The organism is Thalassobacter sp. (genome assembly GCF_982993085.1).
Genome location: NZ_CEZFMW010000143.1, coordinates 1 through 7,711, shown reverse-complemented (window position 1 = coordinate 7,711; position 7,711 = coordinate 1). Strand labels below are relative to the sequence as shown.

Annotated in this window: 9 protein-coding genes; 3 read left to right on the top strand and 6 right to left on the bottom strand. The window is 58.6% G+C overall.

What is annotated here, in order from left to right:
- Positions 1 to 401, top strand: a 401-nt coding sequence (locus AC4GMC_RS16325; protein ID WP_488055052.1) for an FCD domain-containing protein, incomplete at its 5' end; no start/stop codon positions are given.
- 3 nt (positions 402 to 404) lie between these two features.
- On the opposite strand, the gene AC4GMC_RS16320 is transcribed toward AC4GMC_RS16325, so the two are convergent.
- Positions 405 to 1,634, bottom strand: a complete 1,230-nt coding sequence (locus AC4GMC_RS16320) for a mandelate racemase/muconate lactonizing enzyme family protein (RefSeq protein WP_487876389.1) — start codon at positions 1,632 to 1,634, stop codon at positions 405 to 407.
- The gene (locus AC4GMC_RS16315) at positions 1,631 to 2,710 is read right to left on the bottom strand and encodes a zinc-binding dehydrogenase (protein WP_487876388.1); all 1,080 of its coding nucleotides are present in this window, start codon (positions 2,708 to 2,710) and stop codon (positions 1,631 to 1,633) included. Before AC4GMC_RS16315 ends, AC4GMC_RS16320 begins: the two co-directional genes overlap by 4 nt.
- Before the next feature lie 204 nt (positions 2,711 to 2,914).
- Here AC4GMC_RS16315 and AC4GMC_RS16310 point away from each other — a divergent pair, with 204 nt between their 5' ends.
- Entirely contained in the window at positions 2,915 to 4,150 is a 1,236-nt protein-coding gene (locus AC4GMC_RS16310; RefSeq protein WP_487876387.1) for a TCR/Tet family MFS transporter, read from the top strand.
- Here the strand turns inward: AC4GMC_RS16310 and AC4GMC_RS16305 are convergent.
- The 3 genes from AC4GMC_RS16305 to AC4GMC_RS16295 are packed head-to-tail and all read right to left on the bottom strand — an operon-like array spanning position 4,147 to position 6,627.
- Complete coding sequence (locus tag AC4GMC_RS16305) at positions 4,147 to 5,115, bottom strand: threonine ammonia-lyase (RefSeq protein WP_487876386.1); 969 nt, start codon at positions 5,113 to 5,115, stop codon at positions 4,147 to 4,149. The genes AC4GMC_RS16310 and AC4GMC_RS16305 overlap by 4 nt on opposite strands.
- Positions 5,112 to 5,933 carry an alpha/beta fold hydrolase gene (locus AC4GMC_RS16300; protein WP_487876385.1) on the bottom strand — a complete coding sequence of 274 codons (822 nt, stop codon included), beginning with the start codon at positions 5,931 to 5,933 and terminating at the stop codon, positions 5,112 to 5,114. The genes AC4GMC_RS16305 and AC4GMC_RS16300 overlap by 4 nt, the downstream gene beginning before the upstream one ends.
- Positions 5,934 to 5,937: 4 nt before the next feature.
- Complete coding sequence (locus AC4GMC_RS16295) at positions 5,938 to 6,627, bottom strand: haloacid dehalogenase type II (protein ID WP_487876384.1); 690 nt, start codon at positions 6,625 to 6,627, stop codon at positions 5,938 to 5,940.
- Positions 6,628 to 6,722: 95 nt separating this feature from the next.
- Between AC4GMC_RS16295 and AC4GMC_RS16290 the strand changes: the two genes are divergently transcribed.
- Positions 6,723 to 7,097 carry a VOC family protein gene (locus tag AC4GMC_RS16290; RefSeq protein WP_487876383.1) on the top strand — a complete coding sequence of 125 codons (375 nt, stop codon included), beginning with the start codon at positions 6,723 to 6,725 and terminating at the stop codon, positions 7,095 to 7,097.
- On the opposite strand, the gene irrA is transcribed toward AC4GMC_RS16290, so the two are convergent.
- A complete protein-coding gene (irrA, locus tag AC4GMC_RS16285) occupies positions 7,094 to 7,537 on the bottom strand; it encodes an iron response transcriptional regulator IrrA (protein WP_304413022.1) in 444 nt (147 codons plus the stop codon). The two genes, AC4GMC_RS16290 and irrA, sit on opposite strands and share 4 nt — an antisense overlap.
- Between the last annotated feature and the right edge of the window lie 174 nt (positions 7,538 to 7,711).

The following is a 7,711-nucleotide window of genomic DNA, read 5'->3' as shown; positions in this document are numbered from 1 at the left end:
ATTTGGCCGTGGTTGATACCGTTTTCAAAAAGATGGAAGCCGCCCACACCAAGCGCAATCCAACCGACGAAGCCACCCTTGATGCGGAATTCCACCTCGCGATTATTGAGGCAAGCCATAACGTCATCATGCTGCATATGATGCGCTCGATGATGGATTTGCTACGTGAAGGCGTGTTCTACAATCGCACCGTGATGTTCAAACAGCGCGCCACGCGCGAACTGTTGTTGGATCAACACCGCGCCATCAACGATGGGCTTCAGGCCCGCAATCCAGACGCTGCCCAAGCCGCCGTCGAAGCCCATCTAACCTTTGTACTGACCTGCCTTAAGGATCAGACCGAGGCCGACAAACACGAGCTGATCGCCCGCAAGCGGCTTGAGCACGAGCAGGCGCGCTAGGGATCACTCCTTAACCGGCGCGCCGCCCGCAAAGCTGTTGCCATTGGCGTAGTCACATGGTTCGTCCTGCATGTTCAGATGCAGGCCCGTACCCTTCCACGGATGTGCCCGCGCAAGATCTTCGTCAAAATCGATGCCCAGACCGGGGGCTTGGGGCGCAGGCACAAACCCGCCTTCAACCTTTACGGTGTTCTTGATCAACGCGTTGTGGAACGGCGTATCGATGCTCTCGACCATCAGAAGGTTTGGGATCGAAACGCCCAGATGCACGTTCGCAGCCCATTCAACCGGCCCTGCGTACAAATGCGGCGCCATCTGTGCCGTAAAGACTTCGGCGATGGCCGCAAGCTTCTTGGCCTCAAGGATACCGCCCAAACGTCCCAACGCAGGTTGCAAAATCTCAACAGCACCCGCGCGAAGGAGCGTCGCAAACTCGGACTTGGTGCACAACCGCTCGCCAGTGGCCACCGGGATGCGCACCGACTGTGCCACGCGGGCCATATCAAGCGGCGCATCCGGCGGGATGGGTTCTTCGAACCACAACGGGCTATAGGGCTCAATCGCTTGGCCTAAGCGGATCGCGCCCGCAACACTGAACTGTCCGTGTGTGCCGAACAATAGATCGGCTCGGTCACCAACAGCCTCTCGTATGGCTTTGCAAAAGGCCACCGACATCGAGATATCGGACATCGCGGGCATATGGCCGCCGCGCATGGTGTAGGGGCCAGCGGGGTCAAACTTGACCGCTGTATAGCCCAGATCAACCATCGCGATGGCCGCCTCAGCCGCCATTTCAGGCGATGTCCAGAATTCTGGCAAAGCCTGTCCCGGCTGCGGATAAAGATAGGTGTAGGCGCGCAGGCGGTCGTTCATCTTACCGCCCAGCAACGCCCAAACCGGCCGATCCCGCGCCTTACCCAGAATGTCCCAGCAGGCGATTTCAAGCCCGGCAAACGCCCCCATAACCGTGGGATCGGGCCGCTGCGTAAAACCGCTAGAATAGACCCGACGGAACATTTTTTCGAGGTTTTCAGGGCTTTCGCCCTGCATGTGCCGCGCGAACACATCCTCGATCACGGCGCGCATGACCTCTGGCCCAACGGTTGAGGCGTAGCATTCACCATACCCCACAATCCCGCAGGCCGTCGTCAGCTTGGGGAATATCCAATATTGCCCACCCCAACCCGGAGCGGGCGGTGCCACGACAAAAATCTCAAGCTCAGCTAGTTTCATTTGAAAACAATCACATTCCGACGGGCCGCTCCGGCCTTGGTATCGGCAATGGCAGCATTGACATCTTCCAAAGCGTAGCGGCCCGACACCAATTCATCCAGCTTCAAACGTCCTTGGTTATACATCTCGATGAGCCAAGGAATATCGCGCGCAAGCACGACATCCCCCATTTTGGTGCCCACCAACGATTGGCCAGAAGCCGCGATATTGCCCGGTTCAATCGTCATGACTTCGCCTTCGTGAGGCATGCCAACCATGTAAACACCACCGCTCCGCGCGAGGTATTTGGGCGCCGCATCATAAGCCGGGATCGCGCCGACCGTCACAAAGACCGCATCCGCCATCCGCCCGCCTGTCAACTCTGCCAACCGATCCCACGGCGCCGGGTCCGTCGCGAGGATGCCATCAGTTGCACCAAATTCCCGCGCATCAGCCAGCTTTTCCTCTGTCATATCCACGGCCACGATCCGTGATGCCCCACTAATCCGCGCGCCTTGGATCGCATTCAATCCAACACCGCCTGCCCCAATAACCACCACGACTTGACCGGGGCGCACCTGCGCGGTGTTCACAACCGCGCCCAACCCCGTGACAACACCGCATGACAGCAAACTAGCGGCATCCATAGGCATATCATCAGGAATGGCCGCAAGTTGTGAGGGATGCACAACAACCTTTTCCGCAAAGGCCCCGCAATTCATCGCCGCGTGCAAGGGTGCCCCTTCGAGGCTAAGCGGCTCAGACGCCTCCGGATCAGCGCATTGGACCGGCACGCCCGAGGCACAGGATGCACAGGTTCCGCATGACCGAATAAGCGTGACCAGCACCGCCTGCCCCATTTCGTAGCCGCGTACATTTGCACCAAGGGCCGTAATGCGACCTGCCGCTTCATGCCCAAAAACCGCCGGAAGCGTCCCGCCCCAGCCGCCATCCATGTATGAAATGTCCGAAAAACAGATTGCACAGGCCTCAAGCGTGACTTCGACTTCGTCCGCTCCAGCGGCGCGTAAATCTACTTCTTGGACCTGAAGGGAGGTGCCGAATTCGTGGCACACAGCGGCTTTGATTTTTGCCATCACAAGGCTCCTTTTCTTTTCTCGCACGTTGGCATGTCCCTAGCCGCTAGATTGCCCTTTAGCGACGCCTGAGTGTCGAATTGACCAACTTTTTCCGCCATGCCCGCCACTTGCGTGAAACTGCTATTGAGGTGTAAGGCTGCATTGACACAAAAGCCGAAACACGCGGAACGCACTTGCCCGCGACAAGGGCAGTATTCGACCATGACCAAACCCGCCGCATCCGCTAAGGCCCCGGTATACTTCATCCTTGTGACGGTCGTTTTGGACGCCATGGGCATTGGCCTGATCCTACCAGTCATGCCCGATCTGCTGATGGAGGTTGGCGCATCAGATGTAGCCAAAGCCGCCCTTTGGGGTGGCCTTTTATCGGCCGTTTATGCCGTGATGCAATTTCTGTTTTCGCCCACAATTGGGTCTCTGTCGGACAGGTTTGGCAGGCGTCCGGTGCTGTTAATCTCAACCGCAGTATTGTGCCTAGACTATGTGATTATGGCGCTGGCAGGCACGTTGGGCTGGTTGCTGATCGGGCGGATCATCGGCGGAATTGCCGCCGCCACACACGCAACGGCGATTGCCTACATGGCCGATATCTCAGCCCCGGAAAAGAAAAGCGCGAACTTTGGCCTGATCTCGGCGTGTTTTGGGATTGGCTTTATTCTGGGGCCGGTTCTTGGTGGTCTGTTGGCAGAACTGGGTCCCCGTGCGCCATTCGTCGCTGCTGCGATCCTCGCGGGTGCGAACTTCCTATTTGGGCTGTTCATCCTGCCCGAAACCGTGACCGATCGCACCCGCCGTCCGTTTCAAATCAAACGCGCGAACCCCTTTGGCGCGCTCAAATACGTCACGGCTATCCCGGGCGTCGGCATTTTGCTGGCATGCTACTTTTTCTATCAGATCGCGAACATGGTCTACCCAGCGGTCTGGGCCTATTACACCAGCGCCGCGTTCGATTGGGGGCCGCGTATGGTGGGCATTTCATTGGCCTGCTACGGCATATCAATGGCGGTGGTCCAAGGCGGGCTGATCCGCGTGATCATCGCCCGATTGGGCGAAATGCGCACCGTTTATGTGTTCCTTTGGTACAATGCCGTGATGCTTTCGGTCATCACATTCATCGGCAGCGGTTGGGTTCTGCTCGCGCTGACCCCATTGTCTGCCCTCGGCGCGGTTGTAGCACCTGCCCTGCAATCGGTGATGTCGCAACGAGCCGCTGACAACCAACAGGGTGAATTGCAGGGGGTTATGTCTTCGATCAACGCAATCGGAATGATCGTGGCGCCCTTGGTGTTTACCCAAGTGTTTTGGCAGTTCACTGCGCCCACGACGCCAATCTTTTTACCGGGCGCACCATTTATGGCCGCGGCGGTTTTGATGGCTGTTGCCGGGGCTATCTATGCGATGGGCCTAAAGGTCAGCGGCCCAGCAAGCGCGCGCTAGCCAAACCGCTCCAGCGCATTCACAAACACGTCCCGATCTACGTTCCCGCCAGAGACGACAGCCACAATGTCGGACGCGCCTTCGCTGTGGAACAAGGCCGCGGCAAGCGCAATTGCGCCACCGGGTTCCAGCACCACCTTGAGCCGGTCCCACGCCAGTGCCATCGCGCGCAAGCAATCATCCTCGGGCACGACGATGCCGGGGCCACACAATCGTTTTAGGATCGGAAAGGTGATGTCGCCGGGTTGCGGCGTGATGATCGCATCACACAGTGAGCCAGAGCTGCGCACATTACGCTGGATCGTACCTGTCGCGAGACTGCGGGTAACGTCATCGAAAAACTCAGGCTCCACAGGTCGGACGGTCACACCGGACATCTCATCCTCTAGCGCCAGCGCGATGCCAGAGGTCAGCCCCCCGCCACCGCAACACACCAACACCTCCTCGGGCGCGGCACCGGCTTGGGCAACTTGGGTGGCAATCTCTAGCCCGCAGGTGCCTTGGCCTGCGATGACCAACGGCTCATCAAACGGCTTCACGAGGGTCATGCCGCGCTCAACCTTTAGGCGCGCACCAATCGCATCGCGATCCTCAGTATCACGGTCATACAGAACTACCTCAGCGCCCAGCGCACGCGTGTTGTCAATTTTCACGCGCGGAGCGTCCGCAGGCATAATGATGACACAAGGCACCCCATGACTGCGCGCCGCCATCGCTACACCCTGCGCATGGTTCCCTGATGAAAAGGCCAAGATCCCCTTGGAACGCTCGGCCTCTGACAGGGCCGAAACCGCCGACCACGCACCGCGAAACTTGAAGCTGCCGGTATGTTGCAAGGCCTCAACCTTAACGAACACACGCCGGCCAGCGATCTCATCCAAGAAACCCGAATTCAAAAGTGGCGTAACGCGAGCATGGCCCTTCAGCCGCTCTGCTGCGGCGCGGATCATGGTCAAGTCGCTCATAGCAGCATCATCCATTCGTTCAGGGCATCAAGCGCCTCAGCTTCATCCAAAAATGGCACATGGCCGCGTTTGGGCACCTCGGCATAGATCATGTCGGGATTGCGGGCCTGCATCTCAGCGGCGGTTTCTGCCGTGAGCAGATTGGAATTCGCCCCACGGATCAGGCAACAGGGCAAAGGCGTCAGCGCCTCGAACAGCGGCCAAAGGTCGGGAATAGGCTGCGCACCGGCCTCAATGATCGCATCGCGTAGGCTTGGATCATAGTTCAGGCCAAGGCCTTCTTCGGTCTCGACATAATGCTTCTCGACCTCTTCCCGCCAACGCTCTTCCGGGACATCATCGAACCCGGGCAAAAGGCTAGCGCGGACCTTAACTGCGTCCTCATACGTTTTGGCGGTGGGCGGAATGCCGAGGTAGTCACGGATATCCTCCAACCCGCTTTCGGCGATTTCGGGGCCGATGTCGTTCAGGCAGACGCCCAATAATTTGTCTGGCACGGTCGCGGCCAATGCCATGGCGATCAATCCGCCCCGTGATGTGCCCAAAATTGCCACCTCGTCCAAGGCAAGCTCATCCAAAAGTTCAAGCACATCGCGCGCCTCGACCGGGATGGAATATGTGCTCCAATCCTTGGCCCAGCCGCTTTTGCCCCGGCCGCGATAATCCAAGCGGATCAAACGCGCGCCATCCAAATAGGGGGCAACATAGTCAAAATCGGTACCATTGCGCGTCAGCCCGGCCAGACACAGGATCGGCGTGCCAGCCCCCTCATCCGTGTAGTGCAAGGTCAAGCCATCTGATGTTGTGAATTCGGGCATACGATTAGAAAGTCCTTGCAAGGTCGGGGATGGCGGTCAGATCGTCCAGCACATGGGCAGGCCGATGCGGCAGGCGGTCAACGGGTTCGGCGGCGCGGTTCACCCACACTGTGTTGAACCCATAGCCGGTTGCCCCCGCCACATCCCAGCCGTTGGAGGATACAAACAGCACTTCATTCGGGGCGCAATCAAACGCAGTGCCGACCATGTCGTACACCGCCTGCGCCGGCTTAAAGATGCCGACGCTTTCCACGCTTAGCACATGGTTCAAGTGCCGCGCGATCCCGGCGGATTTAACCGCCCCGGCCAGCATCTCCGGCGAGCCGTTGGACAGAATGCCGGTCTTGAAACCCGCTGAGGTCAAGGTATCCAACATGACGGGTACCTCCGGATAGGCGGACAGCTCCCAGTAAAGCGCCATGAGGCGTTCGCGCAACGCGGCTTCACCGGCCAAGCCCGCGCGTTCTAGCGCCCAGTCCAAACCGTTGCCGGTAATTTCCCAAAAATCCGTGTGCTCACCCGTGATGGCCCGCAACCATGTATATTGCAGCTGCTTTAACCGCCAGTCGTTCGCGATGGTTGGCCACGTGTCCGCAATCATGGTGTATTCAGGTTCCGCTGCGGCCTCGCGCGCGGCAGAAGCCACGTCAAACAGCGTTCCGTAAGCGTCAAAGATACAAGTTGTGACTGGCATGTCGTGCGCTCCCTCAAGGTGCACACATTGCATCGCGCAAAGCCCACACTCAAGCCACGAGATGTGATACAATCCCATCACATTAGGAGATTGCCATGACATTTATTCCCGGAACGATCCTTTGGACCGAATTAATGACCTCGGACCCCCATGCCGCAGCCGCGTATTACAACCGAACCGCGGGCTGGACCGTTGAAGAGGTCGATATGGGCACCGGCCCTTACCACGTCGCGCGGATCGGCGACACAATGGTGGCGGGCATCATGGGCATGCCCGAAGGGATGGAGGACGTTGACCCCTATTGGCTCAGCTATATCGGGGTGAAAGACGTAGATGCCGTAGCCGCTGAGGCAGAAGCCGCCGGTGCGACAATCATCCAACCACCCTTTGAGGTGTCGGGTGTTGGACGCATGACAATTCTAAAAGATCCGTTCGGCGCACAAATCGCCTACATGACCCCAAGCGGTTAGTTCGCTTTGGGGCGTAACCGAATGACGACATCGACCTTTGCGATCTCCATGCCTTCGGGAGGCGATGGCAGCCGCGCGATCTGCAATTCATCCGCACTGGCGTCCGTGAGGGAATTGCTCCCCTCCCAATAGAAATGCGGGTGATCTTCGGTGCGCGTATCAAAGTAAGAGCCGGTGCCGTCCACGGTGATTTCCTGCACCAAGCCAGCATCAGAGAAAGCCCGCAGCGTGTTGTAAACCGTCGCGAGCGAAACCTTATCACCCACACGGCCCGCCGCGTCATGCAGCCATTCCGCGGTGACATGGCGATCCGCTCCGTCACCCACCAGAATACCAGCCAAAAGCACGCGTTGGCGCGTTGGCCGAAGCCCTGCGCCCGAAAGCCAGTCTGCTCCGCGTGTTAGCGCCTCAGGGGCCATTTTGATGTCTGTTTTCTCCATGACCTTAATATAGTGCGAGTTGCGACCAATTTTCAATGGGGCTGTGCCGGGCGCACTGACGCACACAACGGACAGTAGCGCGCGCCCTTGCGGACCCCAAACCTTGAATGCTAAGCCCAGTTAATCGCGACACATTCGAAGGATTGACCATGGCCGATTTCCCCAGTTCTTTCG

Bases quoted from the DNA above. Each gene is read 5' to 3' on its own strand.
- AC4GMC_RS16320 (WP_487876389.1), bottom strand. From the start codon at position 1,634: ATGAAACTAGCTGAGCTTGAGATTTTTGTCGTGGCACCGCCCGCTCCG.
- AC4GMC_RS16315 (WP_487876388.1), bottom strand. From the start codon at position 2,710: ATGGCAAAAATCAAAGCCGCTGTGTGCCACGAATTCGGCACCTCCCTT.
- AC4GMC_RS16310 (WP_487876387.1), top strand. From the start codon at position 2,915: ATGACCAAACCCGCCGCATCCGCTAAGGCCCCGGTATACTTCATCCTT.
- AC4GMC_RS16305 (WP_487876386.1), bottom strand. From the start codon at position 5,115: ATGAGCGACTTGACCATGATCCGCGCCGCAGCAGAGCGGCTGAAGGGC.
- AC4GMC_RS16300 (WP_487876385.1), bottom strand. From the start codon at position 5,933: ATGCCCGAATTCACAACATCAGATGGCTTGACCTTGCACTACACGGAT.
- AC4GMC_RS16295 (WP_487876384.1), bottom strand. From the start codon at position 6,627: ATGCCAGTCACAACTTGTATCTTTGACGCTTACGGAACGCTGTTTGAC.
- AC4GMC_RS16290 (WP_487876383.1), top strand. From the start codon at position 6,723: ATGACATTTATTCCCGGAACGATCCTTTGGACCGAATTAATGACCTCG.
- irrA (WP_304413022.1), bottom strand. From the start codon at position 7,537: ATGGAGAAAACAGACATCAAAATGGCCCCTGAGGCGCTAACACGCGGA.